Below are 17,734 nucleotides of genomic sequence, written 5' to 3' on the forward strand. Positions count from 1 at the left end.
CCACGACCGCAGGAGCGACACGATGGACCAGGGCATGCGACAGGCAAGCGCAATCGACGATGCGGACACCGCCGGTTCCGGCAAACACGGCAACCCGGCGCGGCTTGCTCCGCGTGCGCGTCGCGGCATCGCCTGGACGGTGCCGGCCGGCATCGCGATCGTGCTGGCCGCCTGCGCGCCCGCGCCTGCGCCCGCAGCCACGGCGACGACCGCCGCGCCTGCTGCCCCCACCGCCAGTGCCGCTGCGACGCCGGACTGCCCGATCGATGCCTTCGAGACTTTCGCCGAACGCTTCGGTCGCGAGATCGCGTTCCAGGAACTGACGACGGCCGATCCGCTGATCGTCGAGCGCTATGACGTGGAGGCGGAACCCGAACCCCGCCAGATCACCACCGAGGTGCCGCTGGACGACGTCCTCTGGCCGGTCATGCCGCGACTCACGCCCGCGGGCCGCGAATCTCGCATCGAGGCGACCGCCGACGGCGGCATGCAGATCACCTTCACCACGCCGGACACCAGCGACCAGCAGACCTACGTCTTCGCCCAGGCGCCGTGCTGGCAGCTGCAGCGCGTGGTCGACGAGTCGATCTGACGATGACGCACCGGTTTTCCGCCGGGCACGTCCGCCGCCGCGCACGGATGCTGGCTACCGGCGCGCTGCCGCTGCTGTTGCTGGGCCTGTCGGGCTGCGCCGACAAGGCGCCAGTGGATGCGCCCGCCACGGCATCGCCGGCCCCGGTGGCCGCCCTGCCGCAGGCCACGCCCGCCGACACGCGCGCGCCGGCCATCGACTGCGGCACGCGCCGCTACACGCTGGCCCGTACCGACAACGGCGCCCGGGTCGACCGGATCGACGGGGACGCACCCCGCGCCCTCGACGCGCCCGTCGGCATGGACGGCTACGCACCGGTCGGCCTCGCCTGCGCGGTGGCGGCCGACGACACCCCGTACCTGGTGGTCGAGTACGGCGAGATTCCCGGCGGCTGCCAGGTCTGCGAATGGTTCTTCGTCTACGACGCCGACGGCGTGCCCTTGAACGAGAGCGTGCCGGCCATGCAGGTCGACGGCGAGACGCGCACCCCCAACAACGACGGCTATGCGCGCCTGCTGGACACGCTGGGCCTGCCGCATCCGCAGATCGCCTACCTGCCGCCGCTGCAGCCCTGACGCGGGCGCGTCCAGCGCCCTGCGCGGGCGACGCGGCTTCGACCAGCGATGAAGCTGCGTCACCCCCGGATCGAGTCCACCGCTCCGGACCCCGGATAGGCGTCAGCCAACGCAGGACAGGACCTATCCACCCTGCGTCCGCTGCGCCGGGATCGCGCCGCCACCACGCACACCCGGACTAGGGCCGCCCCTAGCTGGCGGCGGGCCGCTGCCGCCGTAACGTCGACCGCATCGATTGCGCGGGAGTGCGGTGATGTCCCTGACCATCAGTGATGGTGTTGGCCGGACCCAGACACCAGTCCTGCCGCGCCTCGACGCCGCCGCGCCGTATGCCGCATCGTCGCCACCGCCTTCGGTCAGCGCGTATCGGCCCGAGACCAGCTACCACGCGCAGATCCAGGCACCCGCATTGCCGTCCGGTCCGAGCCAGGGCCAAGGCGGCGGCAGTCCCTATGCGACTCCGGCCGGCAGTACGCTGGGCCAGGTCGCCAGCGGAACGCAGGCCCAGCCTTTCGACGTGACCCTGTCGCAGCTTGCGACCTCGGTCTACGGCACCCGCGGCGCGCCGCCGCCGGGGTGGACAGAAGTCACCGATCAGCAGCTCACCGATCTGGGCGTCGCCGATCCGCAGGCCTGGCGCCTGCAGTACCTGGGGGCGAACGACGCAGTGGCGGCCAATGCGCAGGAATTCCGCGCCGAGGTCTATGCCGACGCATCCGGCAACTATGTGCTGTCCTATCGCGGCACCGCCGAGGGCGGCGCGGACTGGGACAACAATTTCCGCCAGGGCCTCGGCTACGAAACCGCCGACGGCGACAAGTTCAGCCTGACCGCGGTGAATACCGCACGCGAGTTCGCCAGCGTGTTCGGCAGCGACGGCGACGTGTCCAACCTCGCGATCACCGGGCATTCGCAGGGCGGTGGCCTGGCGAGCGTCGGATCGCTTGCCAGCGGCGTGCCGGCGGTGACTTTCGATGCCTCGGGCATCCATGCCAATACCCTCGATCGCATGGGCATCGATCCGCAGGCCGCGCGCGACAGCGCGGAAGGCGGGCAGATCCGCGCCTATTCGCTGTCGAGCGATGCGCTCACCAACGTGCAGGACAGCTGGGTCACTGGCCTGCTGGCGCCCGATGCGCTGGGCACCCAGATCGTCGTGGCTCCGGCCGCTGCGGACGCGCACAACATGTTTACGCACTACGGGCCACTGGAAGAATTCTCCCCGGCCGAAAGCGCGGCGCTCAACGCCGGCGTCGAACTGGCGCGGCACCCGCTGACGGGCGTGATTTCGCCGATCGTCGGCCTGGGCGGCACGCTGGGCTATGCGGCGATCAGCCACAGTCCGAACGCGCTGACCGCCGGCATGATCGACCACCAGCCGTGGCAGGCGGGCTACAGCAATCCCTCGTCGCTGGGCCGCGACCTGCAGAACCTGCTGCCCGACGCGGCCAAGGACGACTACGCCCGCAACGTGCACGACTTCGCGACCGACGTCGATGCCGTGGTCGCCGACGAATTCGCCAACGGCCAGTACGTGCAGGGCGGCGTGCGTCTGGCCGGCGATCTGGTCGAGGGCGCCTACAACGCGGCGAGCGACACCATCGACGGCTACGCCGACCAGTTCGCGCGTCACGTCGAGGACCGCGTGGGCGGCTGGGGCGGTCGGGCCCTGGGCGGTGCGATCGACGGCGCCGGCGACGTGGCCGAGTTCACGACCGATGTGGCCGGCCAGGTGAGCGAAACCTTCGCCGACGGCGTGGGCTGGCTGGCCCAGGGCGCGACCAACGTCGTGGGCAGCCTCTTCGGCCGCTGACCTCACGTGCCGGGCCGATGCCGTGCGTATGATCGGACGCTGACATGATCGGCTACCGCGCCCTGGCGTCGACCGTCCTTCTCCTCTGCGCTGCCGGGTGTGCACAGCCGTCCATGAGCCACGACGCCTTCGATACGCCCGCCACCGCACCGCTGGCCGACGCCGTCAGGCGCGGCGATGCGGCCGAGATCCGCCGACAGCTCGAACGCGTGCCGGCCGATACGCCCGGCAGCGATGGCGACACGCTGCTGATGGAGGCGATCCGCCAGCGCCGCGCGGCCAGTGTCGATGCCCTGCTCGACGGCGGCGCCGATCCCGACCGCGCCAACGCGCGCGGCGACACGCCGGTGCATGCGGCGGCGTTCTCGGGCGATCCCGCGATCCTGCGGCGGGTGATCGCCGGCGGTGGCGATCCCGATGCGCGCAATCCGCATACCGGCGCAACGCCGCTGGTGCAGGCGCTGCTGTCGCCGACCGCCGGCCAGGCGGAGGTGCTGCTCGATGCCGGCGCCGATCCCAACATCGCCGACCGCAACGGCGACACGCCGCTGCACGTCGCCGGCCGCACCAATGGCGGTGCGGCGATCCTTGCGCTGCTGCGCCGCGGTGCCCGCCCGCAGGCCGAGAACGCCCGCGGCGCCACGTTCCAGGCCGAGTACTTCGGCTTCCCCGCGGCCCTGCTCAACGACCGCGCGCGCGCCGAGCGCCGCGAGATCGTCGCCTGGCTGAAGGCCCACGGCGTGCCGCTCGAAGCCAACGTCGCCGCGACGTACTGAGTCCGCGGCCTGGCGCGCCGACGCCTCGCCCGCGCCGCTCGCCACACTCCACGACCTAGGGTCCGCACCAGCTGTCTGCACGCGGCAGGATGTCTATGGTCGTGGACAGTCTTCCCGCGAGCGCGCGCCATGAGCCTGTCCCCGACCTCCGGCAGCAGCACGCCGATAGACACCTGGCGCGATCCCGGCCTCGATCCTGCGCGCAGCCTCGCGCCCGGCGACCGCGCCGCGACCGGCCCGCAGGTCGACATGAGCACGGGCTATCCGCGCGGCGATGGCAGCTTCGCCGATTCGGTGCGCGGCACCGCGCCGCAACCGGAAGGCGATCTGCAATTCGCGTTGATGGCGAATGACGTCTACGCCGATCCCGCGACCGGCGGCCTGACCGGCACCGCCTCGGGAGCCGAACTCGCCGCCGCCGGCATGCACCGCCTGCAACCGGCGGAAGGCGGCGCCGACCATCTGGTCGACCCGGCCGGCAACGTGATTCCGATCTCGCCCAGCCTGCTGCACGATCCGGCCAGCGGCTTCGACGCGGCGATCTACCAGAACGCCCAGGGCCAGTACGTCATCGCCTATCGCGGTACCGACAGCTGGTTCGGCGAGAACGGCCGCGCCAGCGACACGCCGACCAATCTCGGCCAGGCGATCGGCCTGGAGACCGCCGCCTACAGCCGCGCCACGGAACTCGCACAGCGCGCGCTCGAGGTGTTCGGCGAAGGCAACGTGGCGGCGACCGGGCAGTCGCTCGGCGGCGGTCATGCCTCGGCGGCGATGCTGGCCACCGGCATCCCGGGCGTGACCTTCAACGCGTCGGGCCTCAGCAACGAGACCCTGCGCGCGCTCGAGCTCAATCCCAACGCGGCGCGCGCGGATGCATCCGAGAGCGGCCAGATCCGTCGCTACGTCGTCAACGGCGAAGTGCTGACGATGCTGCAGCAGGATCTGCCCGCCGGCGCGCTGGTCGGATCGCCGCCCGACGCGGTGGGTCACGAGCTGCGCATCGCGCCGCCGGCCGATGCGAATCCGTTCAATCCGATCGGCCTGCACGGCGGCGGCGGCGACGGCGCGCCGTATGTCGAGGCGCTGCGCGAGAACACCGCCTACCGGCCGCTCGACCTGTCCGGCACCGATGCCGGCCTGGCGCTGGGCACGGTGCAGAACGCGGCCGAGCTGCAGTTCAACACCATCGCGACCGGCGTCCGCCAGGTCATCGGCGCGGCCGACGCGGTGCAGACCACGGTGTCGGAAACCGGGCAGTCGATCCGCGAGGTCGTCGACGGCGACATCGCCGAGGGCCGCTACATCCAGGGCGGCGTGCGCATCGCCGGCGACGTGGTCGACGGCGTGTTCGACGGCGCCGGCCGGCTCGTGGCGAACAGCGCCGATCACCTGGGCGACAACGTCGAGAACCTCGCCACCTTCGGCGGCAGTGTGCTGCGCGACGTCGGCGACCGGGTCGGGCTCGACGCGCCGTTCGATGCCGTGGCCGGCGCGATCGAGAATGGCGGTCATGCACTCAACCGCGGCGTCGATGCCGTGGGCGATGGCGCGGGTCGCATCGTCGGCACGGCCGGCGATGTCGCGGAATGGACGCTCGACCGCGCGGGCGAAGGCGCCCAGTGGACCGGCGAACGCATCGCCGACGGTGCCCGTGCCACCGCCGATGCCGCGGTGTGGACGGGAGGCAAGGTCGTCGACGGTGTGCAGTGGACCGGCGAGCGTGTGGTCGAAGGCGCGCAGTGGACGGGCGAGCGCATCGTCGACGGGGCCAATGCCGTCGCCGACGGCGCGCGCTGGGTGGCCGACCGCGCCAATCCGTTCAACTGGTTCCGTTGAGCGACCGGCCTGAGCCGCGTTGCGCCCACGCCCCGTGTCATGCCGCCGTGTGGCGGCCTGCGCTAGGCTGATCGCCCGCCGCGCCGCGAGACGCCATCCGATGCGCATTCCGCTCCACATGACGACCGCGCACGCGCTGGCGCACCGCTGGCCGGCACGCCTGGCGTGCCTGCTGCTGGTCGCCGCCACCCAGACCGCCTGCGCACGACAGGGACAGAACATGGACCAGAGCCAATTCGACACCCCCGCCGCCGCCGCGCTGGACCGCGCGGCCGCATCGGGCGATGCCGCCGATGTGCGCCGGCTGATCGCCGATGGCGCGAATCCCGATGCCACCGATACCCGCGGCTCGACGCTGCTGCAGCGCGCGATGCTGCAGAGCGACCGCAAGGCCTTCGACCTGCTGCTCGAGGCCGGCGCCGATCCCACGGCCGGCGCCAGCAATGGCGCGACCGCGATGCACGTCGCGGCAATGCTCGACGACACCGGCTGGATGCGCACGCTGCTCGATCGCGGCGTGTCGCCGGACGTGCCCAATACGCGCAACGGCGAGACGCCGCTCTACAACGCGCTGGAAGCCAAGAGCGACCGCAACATCGAATTCCTGCTCGCCGCCGGCGCGCGCACCGACGTCGTCGACGGCAGCGGGTCGACCCTGCTGCACAAGGCCGCGCGGATCAATGCCAGCGCCTGGGTGCTGCGCTTTCTCGAAGCCGGCGTGGATCCGACCGCCACCGACCGCGTGGGCGTGACGTTCCAGCCGTCGTTCTTCCGCACCAGCGAATCGATCCTGTCGGGCGACGCCAAGCGCAACCGCGCGCAGGTGCGCGAATGGCTGACCGCCCGGGGCATCGCGGTCGAATCCCGCGACTGACGCCGGCCACCCGATAGGCGGCCGAAGGCTGATTCAGGGCCAGATCGGCGGATTGGCGCGCCAGGCCGTGAACACGTCGCGCAGCACGGCGCGCTCGGCATCGGTCCAGTCGGGCAGCAACTGCGGGAACTGCGCGGCATCGCCCCACTGCGTCGGCTCGGTGCGCACCGCGGCCGCGTACCACTGCACCGCCTCGTCGCGGCGGTCCAGCCGCCACAGGACCATCGCCAGCGTCGGCGGCGCCCAGGTCGGCTTCACCAGACGGCCGTCGAGGGCCAGCAGCCATTGGGCCAGGGCCTCGTCCGCCAGACCGCTGCGATACAGATCCCAGCCGTAGTTCCAGTGCACGGCGCTGCGCAGCGGCGAACGCGCCGGCAGCGACGTCAGCAGTTGCGTGTACATCGCCCGGCCGGTCTCCGCCCGGCCGCTGCGCATCAGCGCGCGGCCCAGCTGCGCGCGGGCCTGGTCGGCGTTGCGGGCATTGCGGTCGATGAGCTGCAGCAGCCGGCCGTGGACCTCGTCGCCTTCCCCCGGAATCGCGACGATCGGCACCGCCACCCGCGCGTCGTCGTCGAAGTAGAACTCGGCCGGCGTCGGCGCACGCTGCGCATGGACCGTCGACGCCGCCAACAGCAGCAGGCCGAGACCTGCCGGTCGTAAAAGCTTGATCACGTGTGACTCCCCCTGAACGAAACAAAGTGCTCCCCGTCGCGATTGTAGCCGTGCCGGCACGCGGCGGCCTCCCTGCACGAAAGGACGCCACAGCCCCACTGCTACAATCCGCGCCGTTTTCCCCCGCTTTTCCCGATGCCGCGCGCCCGTCCCGCGGCCGCCCGCCAGCGCCCGTGCGCCCGCCCGCCAGAGTTTCCGTCATGACCAGCACTGCCGAACTGTCCTCGCCCGCCTCGGCCAATACCGGCCTGACCAACGGTGTGCTCGATACGGACTACTCGCTCGACCACAAGTACACGCGGACCGAAGGCCGGATCTACCTGTCCGGCGTGCAGGCGCTGGTGCGGCTGCCGCTGATGCAGCGCCTGCGCGACGCCGCCGCGGGCCTGAACACCGGTGGCTTCATCTCCGGCTATCGCGGCTCGCCGCTGGGCGGCTTCGATCTGGAACTGTGGCGCGCGAAGAAGTATCTGGCCGAGGCCAACGTGAAGTTCCAGCCGGGCCTCAACGAGGACCTCGGCGCGACGATGGTCTGGGGCACGCAGCAGACCAACCTGTTCCCCGGCGCGAACGTCGATGGCGTGTACGCGATGTGGTACGGCAAGGGTCCGGGCGTGGATCGCTGCGGCGATGTGTTCAAGCACGGCAACGCCGCGGGTACCGGCCGGCATGGCGGCGTGCTGGCGCTGGCGGCCGACGACCACGCCTGCCGCAGCTCGACGCTGCCGCACGGCAGCGAGGGTGAATTCACCAGCGCGATGATGCCGATCCTCAATCCGGCCGGCGTGCAGGACATCCTCGACATGGGCCTGGTCGGCTGGGCGATGTCGCGCTACACCGGCCGCTGGGTCGGCTTCAAGACGATCGCCGAAACGGTAGAGTCGTCGATGTCGGTCGACGTCGATCCGTTCGCGCTGCAGATCGTCACCCCGGACGATTTCGAACTGCCCACCGGCGGTCTCAACATCCGCTGGCCCGATCCGCCGATGGACCAGGAGATGCGCCTGCACCGCTACGCGGTCAAGGCCGCGCAGGCGTTCGCGCGCGCGAACCGTATCGACCGCATGGTGCTGGACACGCCCGACGCGCGCTTCGGCATCGTCACCACCGGCAAGAGCTATCTCGACGTGCTGACCGCGCTCGAGTACCTGGGCCTGGACGAAGCCACCTGCCGCGCGCTCGGCATCCGCGTCTACAAGGTCGGCATGACCTGGCCGCTGGAACCGGTCGGCATCCGCAACTTCGCGCGCGGCCTGCAGGACATCCTCGTCGTCGAGGAGAAGCACGGCTTCATCGAAGGCCAGATGAAGGAGCTGTTCTACAACTTCGAAGGCGCGCGTCCGAGCATCGTCGGCAAGTACGACGAAAGCGGCACGTGGATCCTGCCCAGCACCGGCGAACTCACGCCTGCGACGATCGCCGGCGTCATCGCCCGCCGCATCCTGCGCTATCTGCCCGACGACGGCAGCGAGCGGCAGAAGATGCACGACGTGCTGCAGTGGATGGAAGCGAAGGAAGGCGAACTCGCCCTGCCGCGCGCGCAGTTCCCGCGCGTGCCGCACTACTGCTCCGGCTGCCCGCACAACACCTCGACCAAGGTGCCCGAAGGCTCACGCGCACTGGCCGGCATCGGTTGCCACTACATGGTGACGTGGATGGACCGCGACACCGACACCTTCACCCAGATGGGCGGCGAAGGCGTGACCTGGTGCGGGCAGTCGGCATTCACCGATACGCCGCACGTGTTCCAGAACCTCGGCGACGGCACCTATTTCCACAGCGGCTCGCTGGCGATCCGCCAGTCGGTCGCGGCCGGCGTCAACATCACCTACAAGATCCTCTACAACGACGCGGTCGCGATGACCGGCGGCCAGCCGGTCGACGGCACGCTGACGGTGCCGCAGATCGCGCACCAGGTGCGCAGCGAAGGCGTCGACGTGATCGCGCTGGTCAGCGACGACATCGGCAAGTGGTCGAAGCGCGAACTGTTCCCGTCCGGCGTCGAGTTCCATGACCGCCGCGACCTCGACGCGGTGCAGAAGCAGCTGCGCGAGATCAAGGGCACCAGCGTGCTGATCTTCGACCAGACCTGCGCCACCGAAAAGCGTCGTCGCCGCAAGCGCGGCAAGATCGCCGATCCGCAGAAGCGGGTCATGGTCAACACCCTGGTCTGCGAAGGCTGCGGCGACTGCGGCAAGAAGTCGTTCTGCGTGTCGGTGTTGCCCAAGGACACCGAGTTCGGCCGCAAGCGCGAGATCGACCAGAGCAACTGCAACAAGGACTATTCCTGCGTCGAGGGCTTCTGCCCCAGCTTCGTCACCGTGCACGGTGGCGCGCCGCGCAAGGGCAAGAAGGTCTCGGCGGCCGAGAAGCTCGCCAATCTGCCGCAGCCGACTTTCGCCAGCGATCTCTCGCAGCCCTGGAACATCCTGATCACCGGCGTCGGCGGCACCGGCGTGGTCACGATCGGCGCACTGCTCGGCATGGCCGGGCACCTCGAAGGCCGCGGCTCGAGCGTGCTCGACCAGACCGGCCTCGCCCAGAAGGGCGGCGCGGTGACGACGCACATCCGCTTCGCGAAGACCCCCGCCGACATCCACGCGGTGCGCATCGCCGCCGGCGAGGCCGACCTCGTGCTGGGCTGCGACATGGTGGTCGTCAACGACTACTGGACGCTGTCGAAGATCCGCGGCGACCGCACCCAGGTCGTGCTCAATACCTACGAGGCGATGCCCGGCACGTTCACCACGCGCCCGGACATGCAGTTCCCGGCGGCCGACATCGTCGCCGCGATCCAGCACGCGCTCGGCGGCCAGGCGCCCCTGCAGATCGACGCGACCCAGATCGCCACCGCGCTGATGGGCGACGCGATCGCAGCCAACCTCTTCATCCTCGGCTACGCCTGGCAGCGCGGTCTGGTGCCGATCTCGTTCGACGCGATCATGCGCGCGGTCGAGCTCAACGGCGCCGCGGTCGAGATGAACAAGACCGCGTTCGCCTGGGGCCGTCTGGCCGTCGTCGATTTCGACGCCGTCAGCGCCGCGGCCGGCCTGGTGCGCAATGCGCCGACCGCCGCCGAACGCACGGTCCACGAGTTGCCGGTGCTGCCGCCGGGCGAGTGGGAAACCAGCGAATGGGGCGCGACCTCGGCGCCGCGCGTGACCCGCAACGAGGCCGACCTGCGCCACGTGCCCGCGCACGACGGCAGCGACAACGTCGCCTTCCTGCCGCTCGACGACGTGCGCCTGTCGCGCTCGCTCGACGAAGTGGTCGCGCGTCGCAGCGCCTTCCTCACCGAGTACCAGGACGCCGCCTACGCGAAGCGCTACAGCGATTTCGTGCTGCGCGTGCGCGAGGCCGAGCAGACGCAGGCGCCGGGCTCCACTGCGTTGTCGGAGGCCGCCGCGCGCTATCTGTTCAAGCTGATGGCCTACAAGGACGAGTACGAGGTCGCGCGCCTGTACACCAGCGGCGACTTCAAGCGCCGCCTCGAACAGCAGTTCGAAGGCGACTACCGCGTGCACTTCCATCTGGCCCCGCCGCTGCTGGCGAAGAAGAACGACAAGGGCGAGCTGGTCAAGCGCGAGTACGGCCCGTGGATGTTCAAGGCCTTCGGCGTGCTGGCGAAGCTGAAGTTCCTGCGCGGCGGCACCTTCGACGTCTTCGGCTACACCGAAGAGCGGAAGATGGAGCGTCGCCTCATCGGCGAATACGAGGCGACCGTCGGCGGTCTGCTGGAGACGCTCGACGGCGGCAACGTCGACCTCGCCGCCGAGATCGCCAGCGTGCCGGAACATATCCGCGGCTACGGTCACGTCAAGGAGGCGCACCTGCACGCCGCACAGGCGCGCGAGGCCGAGCTGCTCAAGGAATGGAAGAACCCGCTGCGGATCGTGCGGGTCGAGGCGGCCTGAGGCCGCTGCACGTCACGCGATACGCGCCCGCAGCCGGGCGCGTATCGCGGTTCAGCGCCTGCGCCGCCAGACCACGCAGCGGTTGTGCGCCGGCATCGCGATGTCGTCCTGCAACTGCAGGCCGATGCGCGCGGCGAGCGCATCGACCGCTTCGAGATCGCGGATGCCCGAATGCGGGTCGCGCGCGCGCAGCATCGCGTCGAACGCGCGGTTGCTGTCGCTGGTCTGCGCACCGCCGATCCTGAAAGGTCCGTAGACGACCAGCGTCGCGTCGGCGTCGAGCGCGGCGTCCAGTCCCGCGAACAGGGCTTCGACCGCGGGCCAGCCCATGATGTGCAGCGTGTTCGCGGTGAACGCGGCATCGAAGCGCGCGTTGCCTGCATCGGACCGCGGCCATGGCCCCGTGGTGACGTCGAATTCGACCGGCGGCGGCGTGTTGGTCAGCGCCGCGTCGTCCAGCCAGGCGCGGATGCCGGGCAGATGCGCGGCGCGATCCGAGGTGTGCCAGCGCAGGCCGGGCAGTGCCGCCGCGAAATGCACGGCGTGCTGGCCGGTGCCGCTGCCGATCTCCAGCACGCGCCGGCGCTCCTGCAGACAGATCCGCAGCACGTCGAGGATCGGCGCGCGATTGCGCTCGCATGCCGGTGAAAACGGACGGTCGTCGTGTGGTGTCGGGATCGGCGTGGTCATGCGCGACACGATACCGAGCGGGTTGCGCATCACGGCGGACCGGCTCAGCGCGCGCATTGCGGCTGGTGACGCCGCAATGTGGTGTCAGCGCATTCGATTCACGGCGTGAGCCTGGTCATGCACGCCGCCGTGCAGCGCAATGATGCTCAGTCGTTCGACGCGTCGTCCGGCCAGCGCCTGCCACGCCGCAGCCGCACCGGTCCCTCGAACGGCCTGTGCGGATCGAGTACGGTATCGGCGCGGGTGATCACGATGACGTCAGCGATCGCGAGTCCGCGGGCGACGCGCCGGACGTCCGGCATCGCATCGCGCCACGCGGCATCCGACCACAGCTGGCGCGCGACCTCGGACGGACAGATCGATGCCGCAGCGTCGCGCCCGGCCAGCAGTGCGCGGATCGCATCGGCGATGCGCGCATCGGACGGCGTCACCGGCTCAGGCCGGCTGCAGCAGCCGCAGGCCGAACCAGTCCTGCGCGTCGTTCCAGCCGTGGCTGACCTTGAGACCGGCCATCGCGGCGAGCGTCGCGAAGGATTCGTCGGTGTACTTGTGGCTGGTCTCGACCTGCATCGCCTCGCCGGCCGCGAAGTCGAACGCACGGCCCGCGATGTGCACCGTCTGTGCGCGTTCGCTGACCAGCGACGTCTCGATGCGCATGCGCTCGGGCACGTAGACCGCGCGGTGGCGGAACGCATCGAGATCGAAATCGCTGCCGATCTCGCGGTTCAAGCGCTTCAGCAGATTCAGCGTGAATGCCGCGGTGACGCCGGCCAGGTCGTTGTAGGCATCGGCGATCAGCGTCGGCGTCTTGTCGAGATCGATGCCGACCAGCGCGCAGCCGCCATCGCCCATCGTGCGGCGCATCGACGCCAGCAGACGCACCGCATCGTCATTGGCGAAGTTGCCCAGCGTCGAGCCGGGAAAGAACACCAGCGTGCGCCGCGGCGGATGCGCGGCGGCCGGCAACGGCACCGGCCGGGTGAAGTCGGCGCAGACCGGCAGCATCTCGATGCCCGGAAACGCCGATGCCAGCCGCCCGACGCTTTCCAGCAGCGCGGTGCGCGAGATCTCGATGGGGGTGTAGGCGACCGGCGCGTCGAGACCCTCGAGCAGCAGTTCGGTCTTGCGACCGCTGCCGCTGCCGAACTCGACCACGTGCACGCCACTGCCCGCGGCCTGCGCGATCGCCGGCATGCGCGCTTCCAGCAGCGCCAGCTCGGTGCGGGTGAGGTAGTACTCGGGCTGACGCGTGATCGCTTCGAACAGACGCGAGCCTTCGGCATCGTAGAAGTACTTCGACTGCAGGCGCTTGGGCGTGCACGACAGGCCGGCGATCGCGTCGGCGGTGATGTCGTCGGGCTGCGGGCGGAGATCGGTCAGCGCGGCTTCGGCGCGGGCCACGGCGTGTGCGGCATTCATGCGGAATCCTTGGCCAGACGCAGCCCGGCAAACTGCCAGCGCGCGTCGGACGGAAAGAAGTTGCGGTAACTGGCACGGACATGGTCGGGCGGCGTCGCGCAGCTGCCGCCGCGCAGGATCCACTGCGCGTCCATGAACTTGCCGTTGTATTCGCCCAGCGCGCCCGGCCAGGGCCGGTAGCCGGGATAGGCGGTGTAGGCGCTGGAGGTCCATTCCCAGACGTCGCCGAACATCTGCTGCAAGCCGGTGGCGGCAACGGCCGCGCGCGGGTGCAGCACGCCGGCATCGGAAAAGTGGCCCTCGACCGGTAAACCGGCCGCGGCCTGCTCCCATTCGAATTCGGTGGGCAGGCGTGCACCCGCCCAGCGCGCGAAGGCGTCGGCTTCGAAGTAGCTCAGATGGCAGACGGGCGCATCGGCGGGCAGGTCCTGCCAGCCGGCAAGCGTGAACTCGCGCGCGCAATCGTCGTCCCAGTACAGCGGCCGGGTCCAGCCCGCCGACTGCACCCGCGCCCAGCCCGCGCTCAACCACAGGCCTGCACTGCGATAACCGCCATCGTCGATGAAGGCGCGGTAATCGGCGTTGGTGACCGGACGGCTCGCCAGTGCATGTGCGGGCACCAGGGCGCGATGGCGCGGCGACTCGTTGTCGTAGGCGAATCCCGCCTCGCCCGGCCAACCGGCATGGCCCACTTCGACGATGGACTCACCGCGCGACAGCCAGCGCAGTGGCGCAGCCTCGCCCGACGCCGGTGCCGGCACGTCGTGATACGCGGGGGCCAGCGGATTGCACCAGAACGCATGCTTGATGTCGGTGAGCAGCAGTTCCTGGTGCTGCTGTTCGTGCTGGAGGCCCAGCTCGAGAATGTCGAGACTGGCGGCATCGACCGCGCCGTTTCGCAGCCACGTGCGCATGCGCTGGTCGATCTCGGCGCGGTAGTCGTTGACCTGCGACAGGCTCGGCCGCGACAGCAGACCGCGCTGCGGCCGCGCGTGCATCGGGCCCACGCTCTGGTAGTAGCTGTTGAACAGGAAATCCCAGGCCGCATCGACCGGCCGGTAGCCGGGCGCGGTCGCCAGCACGAAGCGCTCGAAGAACCAGGTCGTGTGCGCGAGATGCCATTTGGTCGGGCTCGCGTCCTCCATGCTCTGCACCATCGCGTCCTCTGCGGACACCGGCGCGGCAAGCCGCATGGAGTGGGCGCGCACGGCGTCGAACCGCGCCTCGAGCGCGTCGATACGGTGCGTGGAGGCCACGCGATGGGCGGAATCGGGAGCGGGTGCGCGCGTGGCCATCGCGACAGCCTAGGCACGCGATGTGACGGCGCCGTCGCGCCGCGCACTCGTCTCCGGTCGCGTTGCCTGAACCGCAGACAGTCCAGCACGGCAACAGGCCATCGAATAACGGAATCTCCACGCCGGCAACGACGTCAGGACCACACCGCCGCACGGACACTGGGCGCCATCAACCCGTTAGGAGTGACCGCATGCGCAAGATTGCCCTTCCGATGATGGCTGCACTGGCCCTCGCCATGACCGCCTGCAGCAATGATCCGGCACCGAACGAGATGCCGGCCACCGATCCCGCACCGATGACCGACCCGGCGTCGACGCCGCCTGCGGATCCGGTGACGCCGCCGCCCAGCGACCCGACGATGCCGCCGCCGGCGACCGACCCGATGAACCAGCCGGTCGATCCGACCATACCGCCGACCGATCCGATGGATCCGACGACGCAGCCGCCGACGGATCCGACCACCACGCCGCCGCCGGCCACCCCGCCTGCGCAGACCTGATGCATCTCTGACCGGCCACACGGCCGGTCGCCCCGCTCTCCCACCGGTTCGGCGCATGCGTGCTGCATGCCCACTCTCTCTCCAGACCGGTTCTTTGCCGCCCGTTTACGGGCGGCTTTTTATTGGCCGGAGGTCAGCCGGGCATGCGCCGCGCGGCGCCTGCGGTAACGCGCACCGCAGCGTGCGATTCAGGGTGCAGTCCGCGCGGCGTCGCTTTCCACACGCCGCGCGCGGAACTCGCTGTCGGCATCCCAGCTCGGCCAGGTGCTGGCATTGGCCAGCGCATTCGCCAGACGGAACACCGTGCGCGTATCCGCGGTCGGCCCGGCCATGTCCCAGCTGGCGTCGAACTCATCGCCCGGCTGGTGGTAGCGGTGCGCGAAGTAATCGGCGCGCGCGGCCATGCCGCCTTCGACGCCGCCATCGAGCTGGTCCATGCCCGGGCCGATGGTCAGGGCCGGCACGCCGGCCTGTGCGAACGCGAAATGGTCGGCGCGATAGAACAGGCCGGCTTCGAGATTCGGATCCGGTGACCAGCCACGGCCGTCGACCGCAGCCGCCGTGGCGAGATCGCGCTCCAGCGACACGCGGCCCTTGCCCCAGGACGAGATGTCGCGGGTCTCGCCGTCCGGGCTCCACATTTCCATGTTGAGCACCGCGGCCGTGGTCTCCAGCGGACGCAGCGGATTGGCCGCGTAGTAGGTCGCGCCGAGCAGGCCGTTCTCCTCCGCCGTCAGCGCGATGAACTGCAGCGTGCGCGCAGGCCGCGGACCGGCGGCGAAAACGCGCGCGAGTTCGATCATCGACGCGATCGCGGTGGCATTGTCGACCGCGCCGTTGATGATCGCGTCGCCGCTGTCGTCCGGCTGGCCGATGCCGAAGCTGTCCCAGTGACCGGACAGGACGACGGTCTCGTCGGGCCGGGAGGCACCGGGCAGCACGCCGACGACGTTGTGACTGACCACGCGGTCGCGCTTGACCTTGAAGGCGAGATCGAGCGTGGCGTCACCGAGTGCACCGCCCCGGAAGCCGGCCTGCTGCGCGCGTCGCTTCTCGGCGTCGAAATCGAGGCCGGCATCCTTGAACAGCTGCTCGGCGACGCCGCGCTGCATCCAGCCCCGCATCGGCAGGTGATGCGCCTCGGCGTCGGCGCGGACGATGTCGTACTGCGGTCCGGCACGACCGTTGCGCACCGTGGCCCAGGGATACGAGGCCGGCTCGGTCTCGTGCACGATCAGCACGCCGGCCGCGCCCCGCTTCGCGGCTTCCTCGTACTTGTAGGTCCAGCGGCCGTACCAGGTCAGCGCGCGTCCGCCGAAGCGGCCGGGCTCGGCGGCTTCGAAATCCGGATCGTTGATCAGCACGACGACGACCTTGCCGGCGACGTCGAGCCCGGCGTAGTCGTCCCAGTCGAGTTCCGGTGCGGTGATGCCGTAACCGGCGAACACCAGCGGTACCGCCGACAGGTTCACGCCCGCGCCCGGGCGCAGGGTCTCGACCGCGATGTCGTCGCCATTGGCCAGCGCGCGCGTCGCACCGCCGACGTGCAGCTGCGCGGTCACCGGGCCGTCGATGACACTGCGCTCCAGCGTGACCGCCTGGGTCCAGGTGCCGGCATCACCGCCGGGCGAAAGACCCGCGGCAGCGAACTGTTCGCTGATGTAGGCAACGGTCAGGCGCTCGCCCTCGGTGGTCGGCGCGCGGCCTTCGAATTCGTCCGAGGCGAGCACCGACAGATGCCGCGCCAGATTGTCGGCCTGGATGCCGCCACCGGGCACGGCATCGGCGCCGCGGGTCGCGACGGGAGAGGACGAGGCGCAGGCGCCGAGACACAGCGCCAGGGCGGCGGAGAGCAGCAGACGGGGCATCGAAGATCCCTGAAGACGGAGACGGACCATGATGCCGCAACTGGTCGCTCCTACCGGCAGCCGCTAAAGTGGCCGCGATTCCCCACCTGGAGCCTCCGATGCGTCGACGTTTGCATGCCCCGCTGCCGCGCGCCCTGTATGTCGCCCTGCTGATCCCGGCGTTCGCGCTGGCGGCCTGCGCGCCCGCCCATGACGAGTCCTTCGAAGAGGAAGCGCCGGCTGCCGGCGTCGTCGATGCGGATACCGGTGCCGGCAGCGCGATCGAGACCGAGTCGTCGCAGGCCGAGATCGGCGATGGCGCGCAGGACCCGATGTCGCCCGCGCCGGGCCAGGCCACCACGCCCTGCGACACCGAAGCCGTGCAGGGCCTGATCGGCCAGCAGGGCAGCGAAGCCGTCTACGACAAGGCCACCCAGGACGCCGGTGCCCGACAGTACCGCGCACTGGGCCTGCAGGACGCCGCGACCATGGATTTCCTCGAAGACCGTCTGAACATCGAACTCGATGCCGGCGGCAAGATCACCGGCTTCCGCTGCGGCTGATCGTCCCGTGACCTCCGGGCGTCCGCCGCGTGCGGCGCCCGGTCAGTCGTCGCCGCGCGCGCGGAAATCCACCGGCTGCGCGTCGCGGCGCGTGCTCAAGGCACCGTCCGCGCGGCGTTCGCAGTCGCGCGAGACCGGTTCGCCCGGCTGGCTGGGCCGGCTGGCGCACAGCGGATTCGCATCGACCGCGGCATTGGTGTCGCGATAGTCGACCGAGCCGCAGGCCGCGAGCAGCACGCTCGCGCCGAACAGGGTCAGTGCACGGATCATCAGGGGCTCCTGCAGGTGGGTGCGATGGATGTTGCCGCACCATGGCATCGCCTATCGGCGCCCGGCAAGTGACGCATCCGCCCGGATGCACCGCG

16 protein-coding genes are annotated in these 17,734 nt (G+C 70.5%); 9 read left to right on the forward strand and 7 right to left on the reverse strand.

The window, feature by feature from the left end:
* Positions 1-22: 22 nt before the first annotated feature.
* From AC3A5K_RS13200 to AC3A5K_RS13225, 6 genes are all read left to right on the forward strand, one after another.
* On the forward strand, positions 23-592 hold the full coding sequence (locus tag AC3A5K_RS13200; protein WP_487618004.1) for a hypothetical protein: 570 nt from the start codon (positions 23-25) through the stop codon (positions 590-592).
* A gap of 2 nt (positions 593-594) precedes the next feature.
* On the forward strand, positions 595-1,167 hold the full coding sequence (locus AC3A5K_RS13205) for a hypothetical protein (RefSeq protein WP_487618005.1): 573 nt from the start codon (positions 595-597) through the stop codon (positions 1,165-1,167).
* A gap of 253 nt (positions 1,168-1,420) precedes the next feature.
* On the forward strand, positions 1,421-2,980 hold the full coding sequence (locus tag AC3A5K_RS13210; protein ID WP_487618006.1) for a Tle-like phospholipase domain-containing protein: 1,560 nt from the start codon (positions 1,421-1,423) through the stop codon (positions 2,978-2,980).
* Positions 2,981-3,093: 113 nt separating this feature from the next.
* Positions 3,094-3,756: an ankyrin repeat domain-containing protein gene (locus tag AC3A5K_RS13215; RefSeq protein ID WP_487618007.1), complete on the forward strand. Its 663-nt coding sequence runs from the start codon at positions 3,094-3,096 to the stop codon at positions 3,754-3,756.
* 129 nt (positions 3,757-3,885) lie between these two features.
* Positions 3,886-5,595 carry a Tle-like phospholipase domain-containing protein gene (locus AC3A5K_RS13220; RefSeq protein WP_487618008.1) on the forward strand — a complete coding sequence of 570 codons (1,710 nt, stop codon included), beginning with the start codon at positions 3,886-3,888 and terminating at the stop codon, positions 5,593-5,595.
* Between the two features lie 100 nt (positions 5,596-5,695).
* A complete protein-coding gene (locus tag AC3A5K_RS13225) occupies positions 5,696-6,469 on the forward strand; it encodes an ankyrin repeat domain-containing protein (protein ID WP_487618009.1) in 774 nt (257 codons plus the stop codon).
* 33 nt (positions 6,470-6,502) lie between these two features.
* Here the strand turns inward: AC3A5K_RS13225 and AC3A5K_RS13230 are convergent, their stop codons facing one another.
* Entirely contained in the window at positions 6,503-7,141 is a 639-nt protein-coding gene (locus AC3A5K_RS13230; protein ID WP_487618010.1) for a tetratricopeptide repeat protein, read from the reverse strand.
* 200 nt (positions 7,142-7,341) lie between these two features.
* On the opposite strand from AC3A5K_RS13230, the gene AC3A5K_RS13235 reads away from it, so the two are divergent.
* Positions 7,342-11,055 carry an indolepyruvate ferredoxin oxidoreductase family protein gene (locus AC3A5K_RS13235; protein ID WP_487618011.1) on the forward strand — a complete coding sequence of 1,238 codons (3,714 nt, stop codon included), beginning with the start codon at positions 7,342-7,344 and terminating at the stop codon, positions 11,053-11,055.
* Positions 11,056-11,106: 51 nt separating this feature from the next.
* Here the strand turns inward: AC3A5K_RS13235 and AC3A5K_RS13240 are convergent, their stop codons facing one another.
* The 4 genes from AC3A5K_RS13240 to egtB form a co-directional block, all read right to left on the reverse strand.
* Positions 11,107-11,775: a DUF938 domain-containing protein gene (locus AC3A5K_RS13240; protein ID WP_487618012.1), complete on the reverse strand. Its 669-nt coding sequence runs from the start codon at positions 11,773-11,775 to the stop codon at positions 11,107-11,109.
* 116 nt (positions 11,776-11,891) lie between these two features.
* Positions 11,892-12,176: a DUF3253 domain-containing protein gene (locus tag AC3A5K_RS13245; RefSeq protein WP_487618013.1), complete on the reverse strand. Its 285-nt coding sequence runs from the start codon at positions 12,174-12,176 to the stop codon at positions 11,892-11,894.
* 4 nt (positions 12,177-12,180) lie between these two features.
* Positions 12,181-13,164 (reverse strand): L-histidine N(alpha)-methyltransferase, encoded by a 984-nt coding sequence (egtD, locus tag AC3A5K_RS13250; protein WP_487618014.1) that lies wholly within the window; start codon positions 13,162-13,164, stop codon positions 12,181-12,183.
* Positions 13,161-14,357, reverse strand: coding sequence for an ergothioneine biosynthesis protein EgtB (egtB, locus tag AC3A5K_RS13255; protein ID WP_487618210.1), 1,197 nt, complete (start codon positions 14,355-14,357; stop codon positions 13,161-13,163). The genes egtD and egtB overlap by 4 nt, the downstream gene beginning before the upstream one ends.
* Before the next feature lie 293 nt (positions 14,358-14,650).
* Between egtB and AC3A5K_RS13260 the strand changes: the two genes are divergently transcribed.
* On the forward strand, positions 14,651-14,959 hold the full coding sequence (locus tag AC3A5K_RS13260) for a hypothetical protein (protein ID WP_487618015.1): 309 nt from the start codon (positions 14,651-14,653) through the stop codon (positions 14,957-14,959).
* A 188-nt stretch (positions 14,960-15,147) separates the two neighbouring features.
* Here the strand turns inward: AC3A5K_RS13260 and AC3A5K_RS13265 are convergent, their stop codons facing one another.
* Positions 15,148-16,827, reverse strand: a complete 1,680-nt coding sequence (locus AC3A5K_RS13265) for a M28 family metallopeptidase (protein WP_487618016.1) — start codon at positions 16,825-16,827, stop codon at positions 15,148-15,150.
* A 98-nt stretch (positions 16,828-16,925) separates the two neighbouring features.
* Between AC3A5K_RS13265 and AC3A5K_RS13270 the strand changes: the two genes are divergently transcribed.
* Positions 16,926-17,369, forward strand: coding sequence for an I78 family peptidase inhibitor (locus tag AC3A5K_RS13270; protein WP_487618017.1), 444 nt, complete (start codon positions 16,926-16,928; stop codon positions 17,367-17,369).
* Between the two features lie 42 nt (positions 17,370-17,411).
* Here the strand turns inward: AC3A5K_RS13270 and AC3A5K_RS13275 are convergent, their stop codons facing one another.
* On the reverse strand, positions 17,412-17,639 hold the full coding sequence (locus AC3A5K_RS13275; protein ID WP_487618018.1) for a hypothetical protein: 228 nt from the start codon (positions 17,637-17,639) through the stop codon (positions 17,412-17,414).
* Positions 17,640-17,734: the final 95 nt, after the last annotated feature.

This window comes from Luteimonas sp. Soil_C_5 (assembly GCF_057656615.1).

What these genes read in the sequence shown, in the direction of transcription:
- AC3A5K_RS13200 (WP_487618004.1), top strand. Translation starts at nt 23, where the DNA reads ATGGACCAGGGCATGCGACAGGCAAGCGCAATCGACGATGCGGACACC.
- AC3A5K_RS13205 (WP_487618005.1), top strand. Translation starts at nt 595, where the DNA reads ATGACGCACCGGTTTTCCGCCGGGCACGTCCGCCGCCGCGCACGGATG.
- AC3A5K_RS13210 (WP_487618006.1), top strand. Translation starts at nt 1,421, where the DNA reads ATGTCCCTGACCATCAGTGATGGTGTTGGCCGGACCCAGACACCAGTC.
- AC3A5K_RS13215 (WP_487618007.1), top strand. Translation starts at nt 3,094, where the DNA reads ATGAGCCACGACGCCTTCGATACGCCCGCCACCGCACCGCTGGCCGAC.
- AC3A5K_RS13220 (WP_487618008.1), top strand. Translation starts at nt 3,886, where the DNA reads ATGAGCCTGTCCCCGACCTCCGGCAGCAGCACGCCGATAGACACCTGG.
- AC3A5K_RS13225 (WP_487618009.1), top strand. Translation starts at nt 5,696, where the DNA reads ATGCGCATTCCGCTCCACATGACGACCGCGCACGCGCTGGCGCACCGC.
- AC3A5K_RS13235 (WP_487618011.1), top strand. Translation starts at nt 7,342, where the DNA reads ATGACCAGCACTGCCGAACTGTCCTCGCCCGCCTCGGCCAATACCGGC.
- AC3A5K_RS13240 (WP_487618012.1), bottom strand. Translation starts at nt 11,775, where the DNA reads ATGCGCAACCCGCTCGGTATCGTGTCGCGCATGACCACGCCGATCCCG.
- egtD (WP_487618014.1), bottom strand. Translation starts at nt 13,164, where the DNA reads ATGAATGCCGCACACGCCGTGGCCCGCGCCGAAGCCGCGCTGACCGAT.
- egtB (WP_487618210.1), bottom strand. Translation starts at nt 14,357, where the DNA reads ATGCGGCTTGCCGCGCCGGTGTCCGCAGAGGACGCGATGGTGCAGAGC.
- AC3A5K_RS13260 (WP_487618015.1), top strand. Translation starts at nt 14,651, where the DNA reads ATGCGCAAGATTGCCCTTCCGATGATGGCTGCACTGGCCCTCGCCATG.
- AC3A5K_RS13265 (WP_487618016.1), bottom strand. Translation starts at nt 16,827, where the DNA reads ATGCCCCGTCTGCTGCTCTCCGCCGCCCTGGCGCTGTGTCTCGGCGCC.
- AC3A5K_RS13270 (WP_487618017.1), top strand. Translation starts at nt 16,926, where the DNA reads ATGCGTCGACGTTTGCATGCCCCGCTGCCGCGCGCCCTGTATGTCGCC.
- AC3A5K_RS13275 (WP_487618018.1), bottom strand. Translation starts at nt 17,639, where the DNA reads ATGATCCGTGCACTGACCCTGTTCGGCGCGAGCGTGCTGCTCGCGGCC.